Below are 19213 nucleotides of genomic sequence, written 5' to 3'. Positions count from 1 at the left end.
TCTCCTACTTGTTCTCGCTGTCTTTCCAGCGCGCCATCAAGGTGTTGGAAGGCAGGGTCTCGTCCAGCAGCTTGCGCGCGGTCTCGCGCCCGGCCACCGGCAGGCCCTTGGGGTCGAGCACGCCGATCTGCACCAGCACGCTGGCCTGGTCCCAATAGATGTGTTCGTGGCAGAGCTTGTCGCCGCGGAACTTGACGATGGCCACCAGCGGGATCTCGACGTATTTGCCGGTAGGCGCGACGCCGGGCAGCAGCCAGTCGATCTCGGTGGTGTGGGTGAAGCAGAACAGCAGCTCGTCGACGATCTGGGTCGCGCCCACGGTGCGCGACAGCGGCACCAGTTTGGTGTCGGGCGGGTTGCTGTTGACGAAGTGGTGCTGGTAGAAGCGCGACAGCTCGCGGTAGCCGACCCCGCCCGTCATGGTGGGGATGTGGTTGACGTAGGGCTCGGCCACCATCGTGGCCATGGTCGCGGCCACATCGCGAGTGCCGAATTCGTATTCGCAGTGCTTGTCCCACAGGGCCGAATAGTCGAACTGCGGGCCGATCACGCGTTGCAGCGCGGCCATGCTGCGCTGGTGCGCCATCAGCGCCGACGGCTTGTCGTAGTGCGCGCCGCCGGTGCGGGCAAAGGCGTGGTCCATGCCGGGGTACACATACAGCTCGACGTTGGCCTTGCCGCCCAGCGCCTCCAGGATGCGCTGGCGCGCCGGCGGCGGACAGAAGCCGTCCTGCTCGGCGATGTGCAGCACCAGCCGGCCGCGCAGATTGGCGGCTTCGTCCAGGCTGTCCTCGATGCCGACGCCGTAGTAGCCGATGGCCACGTCGGCATCGGTGCGGCAGGCGGCCAGGTAGGCCAGCTTGCCGCCCAGGCAATAGCCCAGCACCCCGGCGCCGCCCTGCTGCTCGGGCAGCGCGCGCAGCGCGGCCAGGGTCGAGGCGACGTCCTTGACGCCCAGATCGACATCGAAACGCTGGTACAGCTCGAAGGCGCGCGGCATGTCGGCCGGGCCGTCGGTGAGCTGGATGCCGGGCTGCTGGCGCCAGAACAGGTCCGGCGCCAGCACTACGTAGCCTTCCTCGGCCAGCGACTGCGCGGTGCGCCGCATGAAGTCGTTGATGCCGAAGATCTCCTGGCACAACACCAGACCCGGCCCGTGACCCGAGGCGGGCACGGCCAGGTAGGCGCCGAAGGACTTGCCGTCGTGCGAGGCGATGGTCACCTCGCGCGTCGTGATGGTTGCGGTCATGCGTCTCTCCTTGATGCTTGCGTTGCCCGGCCTACTTCATCTGGCAGGCGGCGGCGAACGGATCGTGATATTGCGTCAGCAGCGTGCCCGACAGCTTGTTGGCCAGCTTGCCGTCCGCGCCCTTGACGACCGTGCGCAGGTAGTAGTTCTGGATCGGGTACTGATTGCGGTTGAAGGTGAAGTCGCCGCGCACCGACTTGAAATCGGCGCGGCGCAGCGCCGGCCGCAGCGCGTCGGCGCCCAGCTTGCCGCCGGTCTGCCTGACCGCGCTGTCCAACAGCATGGCGGCGTCGTAACCCTGCGAGGCATAGAGCGTGGGGGTGCGGTTGTAGGCCTTCCTGAAATCCTCGACGAACTTGCGGTTGGCGGGGTTGTCCAGGTCGGCGGCCCATTGCGACGAGTTGTGCAGGCCCTCGATCGGCGCGCCCACCGCGGCGATGGTGTCCTCGTCACCCGAGAAACCGGGCGCCAGCAGCGCGATGTCCTTGCCCAGGCCGGCGCCATTGAACTGCTTAATGAAGTTCACGCCCATGCCGCCCGGCAGGAAGAAAAACACGGCGTCCGGCTTGCTGGCGCGCAGCCGCGTGATCTCCACGCCATAATCGAGCTGGCCCAACTGGGTGTAGATCTCCTCAGACAGCCCGCCCTTGTACAGGCGCTTGAAGCCGTTGAGCGACTCGCGCCCGCCCGGATAATCCGGCGCGATCAGCGCCACCCGCTTGAAGCCCTGGTCGGCGGCATACTTGCCCATGGCCGCCGGGATGTCCTCGTTCTGCCAGGCCACCGCGAAGAAATTCGGATTGCAACCGGCGCCGGCATAGTTCTCGGGGCCGGTGTTGGTGCTGAGGTAGATGGTGCCCGACTGCAGGATGGCCGGCATCACCGGCAGCAGCACGTTAGAAAACACGATGCCGGTCATGACATCGACCTTGTCACGCTTGAGCAACCGTTCGACCGCCTGGCGGCCGGCGTCGGCCTTCTGCTGGTCATCGGCCACCACCACCTCGGCCGCCAGCCCGCCCAGCTTGCCGCCCGTATGTTGCAGCGCGAGATTGAAGCCGTCGCGGATCTCGTTGCCCAGCGCCGCGCCCGGCCCCGACAGCGTGGTCAGCAGCCCCACCTTGATCCTGTCCGCCGCCGCCGCGCCCGTCGCCACCGTCATACAGGCCGCCGCCAACGCCCCCAGCGCGCCCAGGCGCCACCGTTTTCCATTCATGAGCCATTCCCCAGATAGCCGCCGGCGCCGCCGGCGCAATGCTGACAGAATCCGTCTGCCGTCGGTACACCCTGCCACCGATGAAAACTGCCAGCTTACGCGCCACGGCGCGGCCTTCCAACAACCCCCAGCTTAGGGCCGGCGCGCGCCCCGCTCTATCCGAATCGGCCCACGCCTATCCGGGATTCACTTAATTCCAAACGCTTGACGATTGCATTACGCTCGACGGCGATACGGGAGCGTTCCCGTCCCGGAGGCATCCATGCACGGCTGGTCCCGCATCGAGCTGGCGCCATTGCTCAAACGACGCGTCTTCAGTTCCACCCAGCCCGCCGAAACCCGCGAGCGCGTCTCCGAGGCGCTCAAAGATCATCGCCTGACCTGGAAGGGCGGCCGCGTCGACGCCGAACTGAACCGCGCCCGCTTCGGCGCCCTGAGCGTCTGTACGCTGCGCTACGGCGCCGAAGTCCACATCGAACCCGACCGCCTGCAGGATTTCATGCTGGTGCAGGTGCCGCTACGCGGCCGTGCCCGCATCGAGTGCGGCGCCGACTGCGTCGACGCCCACCCCGACTGCGCCGCCGTCATCGCCCCCAACCGCGCCCTGAAACTGCACTGGGAAGCCGGCTGCGAACAACTGCTGCTGAAGATCCCGCGCGGCAAGCTCGAAGCCATCGGCCACCGCGTCTTCGGCGACGCCGCCGCCCGCCCGCTGGACTTCAGCCCCGCCCTGCGCCTGGACACCCCCGTCGGCGCCGCCTGGCGCAGCATGATGACCAGCCTGATCCACCTGCTGCCCACCCTGGACGACGGCGCCCCAAGGCCCCCCGCCGCCTGGCTCGAACACCTGGAAGACACGCTGCTCCTGCACCTGCTCTACAACCAGCCCAACACCTGGCAACGCCACGCCGGCCTGGCCCCCGCCCTGCCCCGCCGCATCACCCAGGCCGAAGCCTACATGCGCGCCCACCTGTCGGCCCCCCTGACCCTCACCGACATCGCCCGCGGCGCCGGCGCCAGCCCCAGCGCGCTGACACGCCTGTTCCAACAACACCGCGAAACCACCCCCATGCAGGCGCTACGCGTCCTGCGCCTGGACGCCGCCCGCGAAAAACTGCGGCAAGGCGCCTGCGAAAGCGTGACCGAGGTGGCCGTCTCCGTAGGCATCAGCCACCTGGGCAGATTCTCCGAGTACTACCGCGACCGCTTCGGCGAACTGCCCCGCGAAACGTTCCAGGCCGGCAAATAGCCAGCCACCTGGCGCCATGCGCCAAACCCGCAGCCACGGGCACATAACCACTAACGTAGTTAAATCAACACATACGTGATAACGCGACCACCGCAAGCGCGCAGCGTCAGCCGCCCCCGCAAGACACCACGTAAGCTTCAAAAGGCCGCCCGCGCGGCCGCCTTGAAGCGGGCCCCGCAAACTGCTCTGAACAAGAATTACCGCCGCCAAGAACGCCAAGAAACGCGCCCTCCCCGGCATCCGCCATTAATTCTCATCGTGAGCGGGTGACGGGGCAGGCGGGGGATGGCGGGGCGTGTAGATGCGCCCGACGGAATCTGAAGGAACAGCCGAAGGCTGTGACGAAGATGAGGAAGGGGCAGTCCGGAGCGAAGGCTCCGGACCGCAATCGTAGCCCCGCCATCCCCCGCCTGCCCCGTCACCCGCGGCTAAAGAACCCAACCCAGCGCGCATCACCCGCCAGGCCGGCCCACATTCAAGCCGGCACAACAGCCGTCACTTCAATCTCCACCTTGGCCCGATCCTCCACCAGATCCGCCACCTCCACCGCCGTCATCGCCGGAAAATGCCGCCCGATCAATTCACGATAATGCTTGCCGATCTCCGGATAAGCCGCCACATAGGCATCCTTGTCCGTCACATACCACGTCATCCGAACGATATGCTCAGGCCTGGCCCCACCCTCGGCAAGAATCGCCACGATGTTGGCCAACGTCTGCCGCACCTGATCGGCCAGATCATCCGACTCGAACTGCTGCTGCCCGTTCCAGCCCACCTGCCCGCCCACGAACACCAGCTTGCTCCCCACCGTCATCTCGGTCAGGATCCCATTCGAATAGCCCCGCGGCGCCATCCAATCCGGCGGTTGCAGAATCTTCATAACGTCTCATCCTATTTTCAAAAAACAAACACCAGGGTGGCCCCCGCCGAACTCACTCGGCGGCAACCAGATAATCCTGCATGCGCTCGCGCAGATCCGCCGGCAACGGCATCGACTTCATCGTGCGCAGGTCCACCGTCACGATCGTCAGCGTCGCCGACAGCCGCAACTGCCCGTCCGGCCCCTCGAACCGCACCAGCGCCTTGAACGACGCGCCGCCGATGCGCTGCACCTGCAGCGTCTGGCGCAGCTTCTCGTGCCAGCGGCTCGGCGCGCTGAAATCGCACGTCACCGACGCCATCGGCGTGCCAATGTGGCGCTCCACGTGCAGCGCGTGAAATGGCAGCCCCATGCCCTTGTCGAACCATTCCTCGACAAAGTCATTGATCATCTCGAAATAGCGAGGATAGAAAACGATGCCCGCCGGATCGCAATGACGGAAGCGGACTTCGACCTGGCTGATGAAAGGTGCTGCCATGGCATTTCCTTGATGCAAAAAAATCACGCCATCTTGCGCAGCGCGAAACGCTGCAGCTTGCCCGTCTCGGTGCGCGGCAGCGCGGACACGAACTCGATGGCGCGGGGATACTTGTAGGGCGCGATATTGGCCTTGACGAACTGCTGCATCTGCGCCACCAGCGCGTCGCTCGGTTCAAAACCCGGCTTGAGCACCACGAAGGCCTTGACCAACTGACCGCGCTCCTCGTCGGGCGCGCCGACCACGCCGCATTCGGCCACCGCCTCATGGCGCAGCAGCGCGTCCTCGACCTCGGGGCCGGCGATGTTGTAGCCGGCCGAGACGATCATGTCGTCGTTGCGCGCCTGGTAGAACAGATAGCCGTCGTCATCCTGCACGAAGGTGTCGCCCGGCAGGTTCCAGCCATTCTGCACGAAGCGCCGCTGGCGCTCGTCGGCCAGGTAGCGGCAGCCGGTCGGCCCCTTGATCGCCAGGCGGCCCACCGTGCCGTTGGGCACCGGGTTCATGTCGTCGTCCACGATCTGCGCGATGTAGCCCGGCACCACCCGGCCGATGGCGCCGCGGCGCACCGACTCGGGCGGGCTGGAGACGAACACGTGGATCATCTCCGTGCCACCGATGCCGTCGATCATCTCGATGCCGCTGGCCTGCTTCCACAACTGCCGCGTCGCATCCGGCAGCGCCTCGCCGGCCGACACGCTCTTCTTGAGCGAGGACAGGTCGAACTTGCCCACCAGCGCCGCCATCTGGCGGTAGAACGTGGGCGCGGTGAAGACAATGGTGGCGCGGAAATCCTGGATCAGTTGCAACAGACTGTCCGGCGTCAGGCGCTCGGCCAGCACGGTGCTGGCGCCGACCCGCAGCGGAAAACACAGCAATCCGCCCAGGCCGAAAGTGAACGCCAGCGGCGGCGTGCCGCAGAAAATATCGTCCGGGCCCGGCTTGATGACGTGCTTGGGAAACAGGTCGCACATCGCCAGCACGTCGCGGTGAAAATGCATGCAGCCCTTGGGCGCGCCGGTGGTGCCGCTGGTGAAGGCGATCAGGCAGACGTCGTCGGCGGCCGTGTCGCAAGCCTTGAAGTCGTCCGGCTTGCCCGCGGCCAGCGCGTCCAGCGCATCCGGCGCGGCGTCATTGAAATACATGATCTGCGCCAGGCCCGGGCAATGATGCTCGTGGTCCGGCTGGGCGCAGAACTGCGCCTCTTCCTTCAGGCGCACGTCGCACAGCACCGCCTGGATCTGCGCCTTGTCGATGATCTGCTTAAGCTCCTTGGCGCGCAGCAGCGGCATGGTCGGCACCGTCACCAGGCCGGCCTTGATGGCGGCCAGCCACGAAGCGGCCATCATCCGGTTGTTGGGGCCGCGCAGCAGCAGGCGGTTGCCCGGCACCAGCTTCATGTCCTCGACCAGCACGCGGGCGATGCGGTTGGTCAACCCGGCCAGCTCGCGGTAGGTCATGGCGGCCGGCTTGCCGTCCTGCGCCCAGCGCAACGCGATGCGCTCGCCATGGCCGCGCTCGACCATGGCGTCCACCAGTTCCACCGCGCAATTGAAGCGCTTGGGATAGGCCACGTCCGGGCCGTCCAGCAGGAATTCTGGCCATTGTTCGCCCGGGGGCAGATTGTCCCGGGCGAAGGTGTCGATGTGGGCGGATACTTCCATGCAATTCCCCTTGCTGGTGCGGTGTGGTTGTGCCGAAAGCGCAAGCTCGATGGCTTCTTCAGGCTTTCAGCAGTTCGCGGGCGATGATCAACTTCTGCACTTCCGTGGCGCCTTCGTAGATACGCAGCGCTCTGATTTCCCTGTAAAGCTTCTCCACCGGCATCCCCGACACCACGCCCGCGCCGCCGAACATCTGCAGCGCGCGGTCGATCACGGTCTGCGCCGATTCGGTGGCCGTCATCTTGGCCATGGCCGCTTCGCGCGTGGTGCGTTGCTTCTGCACGTCGCGCATCCACGCGGCGCGGTAGGTCAGCAGCGCCGAGGCGTCGATGGCGGTGGCCATGTCGCCCAGCGCGGCCTGCGTCAGTTGCAGGTCGGCCAGGGTCTGGCCGAACATGCGGCGCGACTTGGCGCGCGCCAGGCCTTCGTCCAGCGCGCGGCGCGCAAAGCCCAGCGCCGCCGCGGCCACCGAGGCGCGGAAGATGTCCAGCGTCATCATGGCCAGCTTGAAGCCCTGCCCCGCTTCGCCCAACCGCTGCGACACCGGAATGCGGCAGTTTTCGAAGGTGATGGTGGCCAGCGGATGCGGCGCGATCAGCTCGATGCGCTCCGAGACCTCGAACCCCGGCGTGTCGGCATCCACCACGAAGGCGCTGATGCCGCGCGCCCCCGGCGCCTCGCCGGTGCGGGCGAACACGCAGTAGAAGTCGGCGATGCCGCCGTTGGAAATCCAGGTCTTGGCCCCGTTGAGCACGTAGTGGTCGCCATCCAGCCGGGCCTCGCAGGCCAGCGCGGCCACGTCCGAGCCGGCGTCCGGTTCCGACAGCGCGAACGCCGCGATGGCCTCGCCGGCCGCCACGCGCGGCAGGTAGCGCTGACGCAGCGCGTCCGAACCCATCAGCGAGATCGCGCCGCTGCCCAGGCCCTGCATGGCGAAGGCGAAGTCCGCCAGGCCCTCGTGGCGCGCGAAGGTTTCGCGCAGGATGCAGACCGAACGCGAATCCACCTCGGGCAGCGCGCCGCCCCAGGCGCCGCCGGGGCCGCCGGCGACCGCATAGCGCAGCCAGCCGGCCTGGCCCATGGCCTTGACCAGCTTGCGGCAGGCCGCGTCGGCATCGTGGTGGTCGACGTGGCCCAGGGCGCTCTCGCACCAGCCGTCGACCTCATGCGCCAGTTTGCGATGGGCGTCGTCAAAGAACGGCCAGTCGAGCCAGCTTGCGTCGCGCATCATCAGTTCCCCTCGAAGACGGGTTTTTGCTTGGCGACGAACGCCTCGTAGGCACGATGGAAATCGCGCGTCTGCATGCAGATCGCCTGGGCCTCGGCTTCGGCCTCGATGGCCTCGTCCACGCCCATGTTCCATTCCTGGTGCAGCAGTTTCTTGGTCACGCCGTGAGCGAAGGTCGGGCCCGCGGCCAGTTGCGCGGCCAGCTTGGCGGCGGCGTCCATCAGCGCGTCCGACGCATGCAGGGCGTTGAAGAAGCCCCAGCTTGCGCCTTCCTCGGCCGTCATGGCGCGGCCGGTGTACAGCAGTTCGGAGGCGCGGCCCTGGCCGATCATGCGCGGCAGCAGCGTGCAGGCGCCCATGTCGGCGCCCGCCAGGCCCACCCGCGTGAACAGGAAGGCCGTGCGCGCGGCCGGCGTGCCCAGGCGCATGTCGCTGGCCAGCGCCACCATCGCGCCGGCGCCGGCGCAGACGCCGTCCACCGCCGCCACGATGGGCTGCGGGCAGGCGCGCATGGCCTTGACCAGGTCGCCCGTCATGCGGGTGAAGTCCAGCAACTCGGGCATACTCATTTTGGTCAGCGGCCCGATGATTTCGTGCACGTCGCCGCCCGAGCAGAAGTTGCCACCGGCGCCCGTCACCACCACCACCTTGATGTCGGTCGCGTACACCAGCGCGCGGAACAGGTCGCGCAACTCGGCGTAGGAATCGAAGGTCAGGGGGTTCTTGCGCTCGGGGCGGTTGAGCGTGATGGTGGCGACCTTGCCGTCGGCCGACACCTGCCACAGGAACGTGCGCGCCGGGTAGCCGGCCAGCGGGCGCTTGTGGTGCTTCATGGTGTGCTCTTCGGGCTGCGTGCTCATGCTGTCTCCGTTCTGGAATCGTGGGGTTGGTCGGGCCGGCTCAGCCGGTCATCACTTCGCCGCCGTCGACGGCGATGGCCTGGCCGTTGATGGACGCGGCAGCCGGCAGCGCCAGCCAGGCGACCGTCTCGGCCACTTCGTCGGGCTGCACCAGGCGGCCCTGCGGGTTGCGCTCGGCCAGCTTGGCGCGGGCGGCTTCCGGCGTCATGCCGGTCTTCTCGACGATATTGGCGACCGCGCCGCGCACGATGTCGGTCTCGGTGTAGCCGGGGCAGACGGCGTTGACGGTGACGCCCTTCTGCGCCGTCTCCAGCGCCAGCGAGCGGGTCAGGCCGATCACACCGTGCTTGGCCGCGCAGTAGGCGCTGACGTAGGCATAGCCGATCAGGCCGGCGGTGCTGGCCACGTTGATGACGCGGCCCCACTTGGCGGCCAGCATGCCGGGCAAGGCGGCCTGGATGCAGTGGAAAGTGCCGGTCAGGTTGACCGCCAGCATCGACTGCCACAGCGCGGCATCGGTACGATCGAAGCGCTGGCTGACGGCCTGGCCGGCGTTGTTCACCAGCACCAGCACCGGCCCGAGTTCGGCCTCGGCCTGGGCGAAGGCCTGGCGCACCGAGGCCTCGTCGGCGATATCGGCGCTGACCGCCTGCACCTGGCCCAGGCTGGCCAGGCTGTCGACGGCCGCCTCCAGCGCGCCGCCGTCGCGGCCCAGCAGCGTGACGCGGGCGCCGCGCGCCAGCAGCGCGCGGGCGCTGGCCAGGCCGATGCCGCGGGCGCCGCCCGTCACCAGCGCGTGGCGTCCGGCCAGGGGAAGGGAGGACGGGCTCATTTGATGTCCAGTTGCGCCATGGCGGCGGCGCGTTCGAAATTGGTTTCCAACTGGCGTTTGCCGGCGAAGTACTGGCTCGGCCAGGCCACATCACGATAGCCCACCCGGGCCGCTTCGCGCAGCGTCCAGGAGGCGTCGGCCAGATGGGGACGGGCCAGCGCGCACAGGTCGGCGCGGCCCGAGGCGATGATGCCGTTGGCGTGGTCGGCCTCGAAGATGGCGCCCACCGCGATGGTGGGGATGCCGGCCTCGTTGCGCACGCGGTCGGCGAACGGGGTCTGGAACATGCGGCCGTAGACCGGCTTTTCGTCCTTGCTGACCTGGCCCGACGAGCAGTCGATCATGTCGGCGCCGGCGGCCTTGAAATGGCGCGCGATCTCGACAGCGTCATCGGGGGTGATGCCGCCCTCGACCCAGTCGCTGGCCGAGATCCGCACCGACATCGGCTTGTCCTCGGGCCAGACGGCGCGCACCGCGCGGAACACTTCCAGCGGGAAGCGCAGGCGGTTTTCCAGGCTGCCGCCGTATTCGTCGTCGCGCCGGTTGGTCAGCGGCGAGATGAAGCTGGACAGCAGGTAGCCGTGGGCGCAGTGCAGTTCGAGCCAGTCGAAGCCGGCGGCCTGGGCGCGGCGGGCGGCGGCCACGAAGTTGTCGCGCACGTCGTCCATGTCGGCGCGCGTCATGGCGCGCGGCGTCTGCGACACGCCTTCGATGTACGGCAGCGCCGAGGCCGACAGCAGCGGCCAGTTGCCTTCGGCCAGCGGGTGGTCGATCTTCTGCCAGCCCAGCTGGGTCGAGCCCTTGCGGCCGGCATGGCCCAACTGCACGCCGATGCGGGCGTCGCTGTTGCCGTGGACAAAGCCGACGATGCGGGCAAAGGCCTGCTGCTGCGCGTCGTTCCACAGGCCCGGGCAGCCCGGGGTGATGCGGCCGTCGGGCGAGACGCAGGTCATTTCGACCATCACCAGGCCGGCGCCGCCCATGGCGCGCGCGCCCAGGTGCACCAGGTGGAAGTCGCCCGGCACGCCGTCGGTGCAGGAATACATGGCCATCGGCGACACCAGGATGCGGTTCTTGAGCGTCACGCCGCGTGCCCGGTACGGCGTCAGCATGGGCAGCGGCGGCCGCTGGCCCGCCGGCGCCTGCGCGCCCGCATGCTCGGCGATCCAGCGCTCGAAGCCTTCCAGCCAGGCCGGATCGCGCAGCCGCAGGTTTTCGTGCGAGATGCGCTGCGAGCGGGTCAGCAGCGAATAGGCGAATTGCTCGGGTTCGAGTTCGGCGTAACGCGCCACGTTCTCGAACCACTCGGTGGAGTTGCGGGCGGCGTTCTGGATCTTCAGCACTTCGACGCTGCGCACTTCCTCGTAGTGCTTCAGGCCGCGCTCGACGCTGCCTTCGGCGCCGCTCAGGCAGCGCGCCAGTTCGATGGCGTCTTCCAGCGCCAGCTTGGTGCCCGAGCCGATGGAGAAGTGCGCGGTGTGCGCCGCGTCGCCCATCAGCACCACCGGCACGGCGCGCTTGCCGCGGCTGGTTTCCAGCTGGTTCCAGTGGACCCAGGTGTTGCAGATGACGCGCGGGAAGCGGATCCAGATGGCCGAGCCGCGCAGGTGCGCGGCGTTGCTGATGAGCGCGTTGCCATCGAGCCACGGCGCGAACAGCTTCTCGCAGTAGGCGATGCCCTCTTCCTGGCTCATCTGCTCGATGCCGGCGGCCTGCCAGGTTTCTTCGGGCGTCTCGACGATGAAGGTCGACATGCCGTCTTCGTAGCGGTAGGCGTGGGCCTGGAACCAGCCGTGCTCGGTCTTCACGAAGGCGAAGGTGAAGGCGTCGAACACCTTCTTGGTGCCGAGCCAGACAAAGCGGCAGCGGCGCTGGTCGATGTCCGGGTGGAAGGTGTCGGCGTAACGGGTGCGGATCTGGCTGTTGATGCCGTCCGAGGCGATGACCAGGTCGGCGTCGTATTGGCGCGCGATGGCCTGGTCGTCCTGCACGAAGTTCTCGAACACCAGCTTGACGCCAACGTCTTCGCAACGCGCCTGCAGGATGTTGAGCAGCTTCTTGCGGCCGATGCCGATGAAGCCGTGGCCGCCGCTGCGGATGCTGCGGCCCTTGAAATGGATGTCGATGTCGTCCCAGTGGTTGAAGGCGTCACCGATGGTCTGGGCGGAAACCGGATCGGCTTCGCGCAGGTTCTGCATGGTGGCGTCCGAGAACACCACGCCCCAGCCGAAGGTGTCGTAGGGCCGGTTGCGCTCGATCACGGTGACTTCGTTGGCCGGATCTTGCAGCTTCATCAGCAGGCCGAAGTACAGGCCGGCGGGACCACCACCAATGCATACGATTTTCATTGCCGTAACGCTCCAAGAAGTGCGGCCCGGAAGCTGGGAGGGTCGCTGCTATTTTTAGGCCTTGATAGTTTAGGCTTGAAATATATACCTGGAATGGGAGGATCGCAAATGGGGGAAACGTGGGGGGGGTGATTTCTGGGGACGGGCTTGATGTGCGCGGGAGGGTGGCCGTTGGGGCGGTTGGTGGAGGCTTGCAGCGGGATTGAGCTTCGCAGGCCGCCCCTCGGCCGCGCGGGCGGCCACGCCGGGCATCTGTGCATCTGAAAGTGTGGTGGTTGCGCTGCGCGCTGGCGGCGAGCGGTTTTCTAGTGACTCCGCTCCGAAGGGGGAGGCGGTAATGGCGGCGCGGTGGGGACTGGCTTGCGCGTGACGAGCGCTTGCGCCGCCGACAACAGTCGTGGTGCCGGCAGCCACGCAATAGCGCCGGCTTGCGCCCCCCCACACGCGCGAGCGTCATCATCCCGACGCAAGACACCACGTAAGCCGCAAAAGGCCGCCCGCGCGGCCGGCTTGCGGCGGGCCCCGCAAGACCCTACCCTCCACCCCGCTGTGCGCCCAAACGCCAAGCACACCGCTCGCCCCAGAGACCGTCATTACGTCTCATCGCGAGCGCGTGGCGGGGTCGGTGGGGGATGGCGGGGCGTGTAGATGCGCCCGAGGGAATCCGTAGGGAGCCGAAGGCGGACGAGGATGACGAAGGGGAAGTCCGGAGCGAACGCTCCGGACCGCAATCGGAGCCCCGCCAGCCCCCACCGACCCCGCCACGCGCGCCTCAAGAACCCGCTTCGACGCAAGCAAGCCTCACCCCCGCGCCCGCAACCACCCCTCAAGATCGTTGGCCGGCAACGGCGGCGAAAACAGAAACCCCTGCCCCGCCGCGCACCCCTGCTCGATCAGAAAGCGCCGCTGCTCCTCATTCTCGATCCCTTCGGCCACCACCGGCAGACTGAGGCTCTCCCCGATCCGGATCACCGCGCTCGTCAACGCCCGAGCCGCGTCATCGCTCTCCAGGCCCTGAACGAAACTGCGATCCAGCTTCAGCTCGTCCACGATCAGCCGCCGCAAGTGACCCAGGCTCGAATAGCCCGTGCCGAAGTCGTCCATCGACAGCCGTACCCCCAGGCGATGCAGCTCCGCGATCGTGCGCAGCGTGCCCGCCGTCGCGTCCAGCACCACCCCTTCGGTGATCTCCAGCATCAGATCCGACGCCACCAGCCCGAACTCCGCCAGCGTCGCCGCGATCATGCGCGGCAGGTTCAGATTGTGGAAATTGGTCGCCGACAGGTTGACCGACACCGACGGCACCCGCAGCCCGTTATGCCGCCAAATGGACAATTGCGAGCAGGCCTCGCGCACCGCCCAGTCGCCCAGGTCGCCAATCAGTCCGCACTCCTCGGCCAAGGGCACGAACCGGGCCGGCGAGATCTCGCCCAGCGTCGGATGGCGCCAACGGGCCAGCGCTTCCACCCCGTACAGGCTGCCGTTCCTCAGACCCACCTGCGGCTGGTAATGCAGCCGCAGCGCGCGGCCCTCCAGCGCGTCGCGCAGCGCCGCTTCCAGCGCCAGGCGTTCCTGGGCCTGGCGATTCATCTCCGCGCTGAAGAACGAAATGCGGTTGCGCCCGGCCGTCTTGGCCTGATACATCGCCATGTCGGCGTGGCGCAGCAGCGTATCCATGTCGCGGCCGTTCTCCGGGAACACGCTGATGCCGATACTCACCGATGGATTGAGCGTGACGCCGCCCACCACGAACGGTTGCGCCAGCGATACCAGGATGTGCTCGGCCGCCGCCGTCAGGCGGCCGTGCTCGAAATCAGGCATCAGCATCACGAACTCGTCACCCGACAGGCGGCCGACGATATCCGTGGCGCGCGCCAGGCGGCGCAGGCGCTGGGCGATGTCGCGCAGCAGCGCATCGCCGATGGGGTGGCCGAGCGTGTCATTGACCTGTTTGAAACGATCCAGGTCTAGGAACAGCACCGCCACGCGCTTGCGCTCCGGTTCGGCGCGGGCGATGGCCTGCTCGGCCTGCGCCAGCAGCAGGTTGCGGTTCGGCAGCCCGGTCAGTTCGTCGTAGAACGCCAATTGGCGGATGCGCGCGCGGGCCTCTTCACGCTCCAGCGCCAGGGCGCACAAATACACACACACATCGACCAGCCGGTGATGGAAATCGTCCGGCAGGCGGCGCTCGCGGAAATAGAAGCCGAACGTGCCAATCACCCGGCCGTCGCTCGACTTGATCGGCGAGGACCAGCAGGCCTTGATGTCCTCCGGCAGCGGCAGGTGGCGATAGTCGTCCCACAGCGGGTCGGTGGCGATATCGGGCACGATCACCGGCCGGCCCAGGAACGCCGCCGTGCCGCAGGCGCCCACCTGCGGGCCGATGGTCATGCCATCCAGGGCTTCGTTGTACGCCGGCGGCATGCTCGGCGACGCCAGCGGCCGCAGCTTGCCCGCCTCGTCCACCCGCAGCACGGTGGCCGCGACTTCGGGCGCCAGGCGCTCGACCTCGCGGCAGACCATGTTCATCACCTCGACCACCGAGGCTTCATTCACCATCGCCTGCAGCACCCGGCGCTGCAAGACCTCGTGCACCTTGGTGGGCGTGATGTCGGTCAGCACATCGACGATGTTGACCAGCGAGCCGCGCTCGTCGAACACCGAGTTGGCCATCACCGACACCCACAGCGGCTTGCCAGCCCGGTCGTAGACCAGCACGTCCTTGTGATAACCCTCGCGGCAGGCGATGCGGCGGTCCAGTTCCTCGCGCGTGCCGCCGTCGGGGCGCCCGCCGGCCAGCAATTCGCCGAGTTCCTGGTCGCGCGCATCGGCGCGCGAGAAACCCAGCATGCGCTGGAAACCATCGTTGACATAGACAATGCGGCCGTCGCGGCCGGACACGGCCACGGCGTTGCCGGTTTCGTTGATGCCCAGCAACAGCAGGCGGATTTCCTCCTGGCGTTCGGCATCGGCGATCGAACGGCGCGAGATCACCGCGATGCGGCGCACCTCGCCGCTTTCGTCGCGCATCGGCAGATAGGTAGCCTCGATCCACAACGACGCGCCACCCTGCTTGAGATAGCGGCAGGTGCCCGAGAAGAACTCGCCCCGGCGCAGCCGGGTCCAGATCTGTTCAGCGCTGGCGATGCCCTTGCCTTCGTCCATGCTGTCGCACAGTAAGTCATGGCGCAGGCCGGCGATATCGGCGCGGTTGTAGTCCAGCGCGGCCAGGAAGTTGTCGTTCGCGCTCAGGAGGAAGCCGGCGGCGTCGAAGTCGAACAGCAGCAACGCCCGGTCCATCGTCGCCAGATAGTTGCTCACCTGCCACGCGGCGCCATGCGGGGCCACGATCGAACCGCCTGGATGAGAATCAAGCATAAGGAGCTCCATACCGGAAGACTGCGGTTCCGGGTTCATTCAGCGCCGGGGAAAGCCAAGTGCGACACGATCACGTCCGCCCTGCTTGGCCAGATACAAGGCCTCATCCGCCCGGCTGAGCGTTTCCGAAAAGGTCTCTCCGAGTTGGTGATAGGCCATGCCAATGCTGACGGTCAGGCGCAGCACCTCGGCGCCGACTTCGATGGCCAGACCGCGAACCGCGCCAACCAGCCTGTCCATCACGCCCTGCGCCGTCTCGGGCGGGGTCGCCGGCAGCAACACCAGGAATTCCTCGCCGCCCCAGCGGCCGCACAGGTCGTATTCGCGCAGGCTGTCGCGCATGGCGCCGGCCAGTTCGACCAGGGCGCGGTCGCCGATCTCGTGGCCATGGCGGTCGTTGACCGCCTTGAAGTGGTCAACGTCCAGCATGGCGACCACGAAGGCCTGGCCGCCGCGGGCGGCGCGCTGCACCTCCTGCTTGATCATCTCCATCAGGGCGCGCCGGTTCAGCAACCCGGTCAGCGGATCGCGGCGCGAGGTCTCTTCCAGTGTCGCGTTCAGGTCGCGCATCATGCTCTGGTAGTGATCGGAGATGCGCGCAATGCGCGCCAGCCGCCGCAACTGGCGGTCGAACTGCTCGCACAGCCCCATTTCGCGCTGGTGCGCCATCGACTGATAGGCGTCCGAGAGGTGGGTGATGCGCTCGATCCGCGCCATCTGCTCGGTGGTGTGCCGCCACAGGTCCTGCAAGGCATCGCGCAAGGGGTGCCCGGCGTAGGCCGGATCCGCCAGCAGGGCGGCGATGCGTTCGTCCAGCTCGGCGTTGCCGGGCTTCATTGGCGGCCGACGACCGAAAACGGGAAGGAGCAGTCTTCCTTGAATTCCTCGGCCAGTTCGCCGACGCGCTCATTGCGCATGTCGTAGAACCAGGTCACGCTGACACTGCGGCCCTTGGCGTGGGCGGCTTCCAGCAGATCGAAGATGTCCATCACGGACTTGATGCTGCTGGTGTTCAGATACAGCAGTTCGAGTTCCAGGTTGAGCGGCGCGCTGCCGCTGAGCAGATAGGCTTCCACCCACTCGATCACGGGGCCGAACAATTCGAAGGAGTTCTCGGGGTAGGAGTCGCCGCGCATCACCAGCACGCCGGCGGCGGCGTCGGCAGTGATGGCGGGCGTGGACTGGGTCCCGGGAATGTCTAGGTCTTTCATCAATGACTCCGAAAATGGTCTAAGGCTCGGGCGCGCCGGTCAGATCACGACGCTCAGGCTGAAGAAGGCCCGGCCCTCGCCCGCCGCGGGCGTCAGGCTGGCTTCCAGCGGCGCGCCGGCGCGACGCGCGATATCGATCAGGCCGAGGCCCGCGCCCGAGGCGACGCCGGGCGCGCGCGGCTTGTGCAACTGCGTCTTGTATTCCGCCTTCAGGGCGGCCTTGTCCAGCGCGGCCAACTGCTGGATGCGCGCCACCAGGCAGCGGCCGTCCTCGGTCTTGACCAGATTGCCGGCCGACACCACGTAACGGCTTTCGTCGCGGCGCCCGATCACCACGGTGGCGCAGGCGTCGGCGTCGCCATTCTGCGCGGCGTACTGGCGGATGTTCTGGATCATCTCGATATAGACCGAGAACACGTCCATGGCTTCGGCCGGCCGCGCGTGTTCGGCGTTCAGGTAGTTCTTCAGCGCATTGCCGATTTCCTCGATCAGGCTGCGGGAGATCGGCCCGTTGAAGCACAACAGCGTTCGATTCTGGTCGAACCGCTCGCCCAAGGCGTAGAGATCGGAGGCATTCATGGGAGTTACCGCCCTGATAACGATTATTCGAAACGGAAAGACAACAAGGTAATGTCGTCGCGCTGCGGCCTTTCACCCTGGTATCGGGCCAGGGCTTCGGTAAAGGCCGCCGCCTGGTCGGTTAACGGCTGCCGCGCGTGTCTCTTGAGCATTTCGGCGAAACGCGTGTTGCCGAAGCCGAAGCCATGCTCGCCGCCGGCCTGGTCCAGGAAGCCGTCGGTCGCCAGGTAATACGTCCAACCCGGCTCCATGCGCAACTCGATGTTCTGGTAAGTGCCGACCCGCTTGTCGCCCAGCGCGCGCTTGCCGCCCGGCACTTCCCGCAGGGCCTCGCCGTCGCTGGCGTACAGGCTGATCTTGGCGCCGGCATAACGCAGGCTGCCGGATTGGCGGTCAATATATACCAGCCCCGCGTCGGTGTTGGTGGCCAGGGCGCGCGGCAACTGCGCGTCGGCGAGCATGGCGCGGATGGCGCTGTCGGTGCGCGTCAGGATGCCGGCCGGGTCAGCCGGGCCGGCCTCGGTGATGGCCAGGTCGATGGCGGCGCGCGCCAGCATGGTCATCAAGGCGCCCGGCACGCCGTGGCCGGCGCAGTCCATGATGCCCAGCAGGCAGTTGGCGCCGTCCGAGCGGAACACGTAGAAGTCGCCGCCGACCACGTCGCGCGGTTTCCACAGCACGAAATGGTGGGCGCCGAGCGACTGGGTCAGCTGGCGGTCGGGCAGGATGGCGCGCTGGATCAGGCTGGCGTAGTCGATGGAATCGCCGATCTTCTTGTGCGCGGCCGCCATGGCGCGGTTGGCGTCTTCCAGGGCGCAAGTGCGCTCGCGCACCTTGCTCTCGAGTTCGGCGGTGTGCTGGCGCACCTTGTCGGCCATCACGCCGAAGGCGCGGCTCAGATCGCCGATCTCGTCCTGCCCGCCCGGCGGCAGACGCACGTCGTAGCTGCCGTTGGCGATGGCGCGGGCCGACTGCTGCAGACGGCGCAGCGGCCCCAGCATCAGGCGCTCGATGGCGTAGCCGAAGCACAGCAGCAGGGCCGCGAACAGCAGCACCAGGCCGATCGCGGCCGGCCACAGCCAGTCGGTGTCCAGCACCCGGGCCGCGCCCAGGTCGACCACCGTCAGCACGTGCCAGCGCAGCTCGGGCATGTAGGCCACCGACACCAACTGGCGCACCCCGTCGATCGAGACCCACGCCGACTGCACCGATTGCGGATCGGCCTGGGCCGCGTGCAGGGCCGAGCGCAGCGCGTCGCGGCCGCTGCCGGGGTCGACCAGGTTGAACACCCTGCCGCGGCCATTGGCACCGTCGGCGCCGCCGGCCCCCGAGTTGTAGGCGATCAGCGTCGGATCCATGTGCGCCTGGATCGCGCCGTCCTCGTCGACGATGATGGGCGTCACGCCCGGCTGGCCGCTGTTGACGAAGTCGCGCAGGAAGCCGCCCACATCGAGACCGGCGCCGGTCAGGCCGATGACCTTGTCGCCGTCGCGCACCTGCACGTTGATCCAGACCCGCGTGGTCTTGAGCTTGAGATCCGGGTTGACGTTGATGTTGTAGCGCGCGCCTGACTTGAGCGAGTTGTAGAACCAGCCATCGTCGGCCGCCTCGCGGCTGAGCGTGTAGCGCGGCGCTTCCGACAGCGGCTGGTCATCGTTGAAGTAATAGTGGCCGGTGGCCGCGCTGGCGATGAAGTAGGCGCGGCCCAGCAGGTCGCGGCGATAGCCGTCGGCCTCGCGGAAGAACAGCTCGCGCGCGGCCGGATCGCTCTCGTTGCGCAGCCAGCGGCGCGTCACCTCGCTGTCGGCCAGGCGCTGCGACAGCGCCAGCTCGCGCGACACCGGCGCCAGAATGCGCTGGCGGTTCAACTGCGTGAAGTTGTCGGCGAAGGCGCGGCCGAAGTGGTCGCGCACGCCGTCCAGCACCTGCCAGCCGATCAGCGCGGCCGGCGCCAGCGCGACCAGGCACGCCAGCAACAGCGCCATCAATGATTTTTTGCGCAAACCCCATTTCGCCATGCGAAGTCTTCCCTGACAGCTTG

The 19213-nt window shown here is 67.6% G+C and carries 15 protein-coding genes; 1 reads left to right on the top strand and 14 read right to left on the bottom strand.

Annotation, left to right across the window (positions count from 1 at the left end; translation table 11 throughout):
- Positions 1 to 4: 4 nt before the first annotated feature.
- On the bottom strand, positions 5 to 1249 hold the full coding sequence (locus tag ACN6O8_RS17805) for a dienelactone hydrolase family protein (RefSeq protein WP_427992337.1): 1245 nt from the start codon (positions 1247 to 1249) through the stop codon (positions 5 to 7).
- Positions 1250 to 1280: 31 nt separating this feature from the next.
- Positions 1281 to 2465 (bottom strand): ABC transporter substrate-binding protein, encoded by a 1185-nt coding sequence (locus ACN6O8_RS17800; protein ID WP_427992336.1) that lies wholly within the window; start codon positions 2463 to 2465, stop codon positions 1281 to 1283.
- Positions 2466 to 2727: 262 nt separating this feature from the next.
- Here ACN6O8_RS17800 and ACN6O8_RS17795 point away from each other — a divergent pair, with 262 nt between their 5' ends.
- Entirely contained in the window at positions 2728 to 3714 is a 987-nt protein-coding gene (locus ACN6O8_RS17795) for an AraC family transcriptional regulator (RefSeq protein ID WP_427992335.1), read from the top strand.
- 475 nt (positions 3715 to 4189) lie between these two features.
- Here the strand turns inward: ACN6O8_RS17795 and ACN6O8_RS17790 are convergent, their stop codons facing one another.
- The 12 genes from ACN6O8_RS17790 to siaA all read right to left on the bottom strand — a co-directional run bounded on the left by ACN6O8_RS17790 (position 4190) and on the right by siaA (position 19190).
- Positions 4190 to 4594 carry a RidA family protein gene (locus ACN6O8_RS17790; protein WP_006388562.1) on the bottom strand — a complete coding sequence of 135 codons (405 nt, stop codon included), beginning with the start codon at positions 4592 to 4594 and terminating at the stop codon, positions 4190 to 4192.
- Positions 4595 to 4646: 52 nt separating this feature from the next.
- Positions 4647 to 5072 (bottom strand): acyl-CoA thioesterase, encoded by a 426-nt coding sequence (locus ACN6O8_RS17785; protein WP_026384894.1) that lies wholly within the window; start codon positions 5070 to 5072, stop codon positions 4647 to 4649.
- A 23-nt stretch (positions 5073 to 5095) separates the two neighbouring features.
- Positions 5096 to 6736: an AMP-binding protein gene (locus tag ACN6O8_RS17780; RefSeq protein WP_427992334.1), complete on the bottom strand. Its 1641-nt coding sequence runs from the start codon at positions 6734 to 6736 to the stop codon at positions 5096 to 5098.
- 58 nt (positions 6737 to 6794) lie between these two features.
- Complete coding sequence (locus tag ACN6O8_RS17775) at positions 6795 to 7964, bottom strand: acyl-CoA dehydrogenase family protein (RefSeq protein WP_427992559.1); 1170 nt, start codon at positions 7962 to 7964, stop codon at positions 6795 to 6797.
- A 2-nt stretch (positions 7965 to 7966) separates the two neighbouring features.
- Entirely contained in the window at positions 7967 to 8824 is an 858-nt protein-coding gene (locus ACN6O8_RS17770; RefSeq protein ID WP_427992333.1) for an enoyl-CoA hydratase family protein, read from the bottom strand.
- Between the two features lie 40 nt (positions 8825 to 8864).
- Complete coding sequence (locus ACN6O8_RS17765) at positions 8865 to 9656, bottom strand: SDR family NAD(P)-dependent oxidoreductase (RefSeq protein ID WP_427992332.1); 792 nt, start codon at positions 9654 to 9656, stop codon at positions 8865 to 8867.
- Entirely contained in the window at positions 9653 to 12004 is a 2352-nt protein-coding gene (locus ACN6O8_RS17760; protein WP_427992331.1) for a bifunctional salicylyl-CoA 5-hydroxylase/oxidoreductase, read from the bottom strand. Before ACN6O8_RS17760 ends, ACN6O8_RS17765 begins: the two co-directional genes overlap by 4 nt.
- Positions 12005 to 12805: 801 nt before the next feature.
- Positions 12806 to 15382 carry a sensor domain-containing protein gene (locus ACN6O8_RS17755; protein ID WP_427992330.1) on the bottom strand — a complete coding sequence of 859 codons (2577 nt, stop codon included), beginning with the start codon at positions 15380 to 15382 and terminating at the stop codon, positions 12806 to 12808.
- A gap of 39 nt (positions 15383 to 15421) precedes the next feature.
- Entirely contained in the window at positions 15422 to 16219 is a 798-nt protein-coding gene (gene siaD / locus ACN6O8_RS17750) for a biofilm regulation diguanylate cyclase SiaD (RefSeq protein WP_427992329.1), read from the bottom strand.
- Positions 16216 to 16593 carry a biofilm regulation phosphoprotein SiaC gene (gene siaC / locus ACN6O8_RS17745; RefSeq protein ID WP_427992328.1) on the bottom strand — a complete coding sequence of 126 codons (378 nt, stop codon included), beginning with the start codon at positions 16591 to 16593 and terminating at the stop codon, positions 16216 to 16218. Before siaC ends, siaD begins: the two co-directional genes overlap by 4 nt.
- A 39-nt stretch (positions 16594 to 16632) precedes the next feature.
- Positions 16633 to 17172, bottom strand: a complete 540-nt coding sequence (gene siaB / locus ACN6O8_RS17740) for a biofilm regulation protein kinase SiaB (protein WP_427992327.1) — start codon at positions 17170 to 17172, stop codon at positions 16633 to 16635.
- Between the two features lie 23 nt (positions 17173 to 17195).
- On the bottom strand, positions 17196 to 19190 hold the full coding sequence (gene siaA / locus ACN6O8_RS17735) for a biofilm regulation protein phosphatase SiaA (RefSeq protein WP_427992326.1): 1995 nt from the start codon (positions 19188 to 19190) through the stop codon (positions 17196 to 17198).
- Between the last annotated feature and the right edge of the window lie 23 nt (positions 19191 to 19213).

The sequence above is a fragment of the Achromobacter sp. genome (assembly GCF_050285565.1).
Taxonomy (GTDB): domain Bacteria; phylum Pseudomonadota; class Gammaproteobacteria; order Burkholderiales; family Burkholderiaceae_B; genus Achromobacter.
Note: the sequence above shows the minus strand (reverse complement) of the source record. Positions and strands in the feature narration are given on the sequence as shown.

Coding starts and splice junctions, on each gene's coding strand:
- ACN6O8_RS17805 (WP_427992337.1), bottom strand. CDS start 1,249: ATGACCGCAACCATCACGACGCGCGAGGTGACCATCGCCTCGCACGAC.
- ACN6O8_RS17800 (WP_427992336.1), bottom strand. CDS start 2,465: ATGAATGGAAAACGGTGGCGCCTGGGCGCGCTGGGGGCGTTGGCGGCG.
- ACN6O8_RS17795 (WP_427992335.1), top strand. CDS start 2,728: ATGCACGGCTGGTCCCGCATCGAGCTGGCGCCATTGCTCAAACGACGC.
- ACN6O8_RS17790 (WP_006388562.1), bottom strand. CDS start 4,594: ATGAAGATTCTGCAACCGCCGGATTGGATGGCGCCGCGGGGCTATTCG.
- ACN6O8_RS17785 (WP_026384894.1), bottom strand. CDS start 5,072: ATGGCAGCACCTTTCATCAGCCAGGTCGAAGTCCGCTTCCGTCATTGC.
- ACN6O8_RS17780 (WP_427992334.1), bottom strand. CDS start 6,736: ATGGAAGTATCCGCCCACATCGACACCTTCGCCCGGGACAATCTGCCC.
- ACN6O8_RS17775 (WP_427992559.1), bottom strand. CDS start 7,964: ATGCGCGACGCAAGCTGGCTCGACTGGCCGTTCTTTGACGACGCCCAT.
- ACN6O8_RS17770 (WP_427992333.1), bottom strand. CDS start 8,824: ATGAGCACGCAGCCCGAAGAGCACACCATGAAGCACCACAAGCGCCCG.
- ACN6O8_RS17765 (WP_427992332.1), bottom strand. CDS start 9,656: ATGAGCCCGTCCTCCCTTCCCCTGGCCGGACGCCACGCGCTGGTGACG.
- ACN6O8_RS17760 (WP_427992331.1), bottom strand. CDS start 12,004: ATGAAAATCGTATGCATTGGTGGTGGTCCCGCCGGCCTGTACTTCGGC.
- ACN6O8_RS17755 (WP_427992330.1), bottom strand. CDS start 15,382: ATGCTTGATTCTCATCCAGGCGGTTCGATCGTGGCCCCGCATGGCGCC.
- siaD (WP_427992329.1), bottom strand. CDS start 16,219: ATGAAGCCCGGCAACGCCGAGCTGGACGAACGCATCGCCGCCCTGCTG.
- siaC (WP_427992328.1), bottom strand. CDS start 16,593: ATGAAAGACCTAGACATTCCCGGGACCCAGTCCACGCCCGCCATCACT.
- siaB (WP_427992327.1), bottom strand. CDS start 17,172: ATGAATGCCTCCGATCTCTACGCCTTGGGCGAGCGGTTCGACCAGAAT.
- siaA (WP_427992326.1), bottom strand. CDS start 19,190: ATGGCGAAATGGGGTTTGCGCAAAAAATCATTGATGGCGCTGTTGCTG.